Below are 255 nucleotides of genomic sequence, written 5' to 3'. Positions count from 1 at the left end.
ACGCGGCATGGCTGCATCAGGCTTGCGCCCATTGTGCAATATTCCCCACTGCTGCCTCCCGTAGGAGTCTGGGCCGTGTCTCAGTCCCAGTGTGGCTGATCATCCTCTCAAACCAGCTAGGGATCGTTGCCTTGGTGAGCCATTACCTCACCAACTAGCTAATCCCACTTGGGCCAATCTAAAGGCGAGAGCCGAAGCCCCCTTTGGTCCGTAGACATTATGCGGTATTAGCAGTCGTTTCCAACTGTTGTCCCC

1 rRNA gene is annotated in these 255 nt (G+C 55.7%); it reads right to left on the bottom strand.

The annotated features are described in order from the left end of the window. Positions 1 to 255 (bottom strand): 16S ribosomal RNA (locus PSH50_RS21105); the annotation flags it as partial.

It is taken from the genome of Pseudoalteromonas sp. Angola-7, assembly GCF_028599255.1.
Classification (GTDB): domain Bacteria; phylum Pseudomonadota; class Gammaproteobacteria; order Enterobacterales; family Alteromonadaceae; genus Pseudoalteromonas; species Pseudoalteromonas atlantica.
Note: the sequence above shows the minus strand (reverse complement) of the source record. Positions and strands in the feature narration are given on the sequence as shown.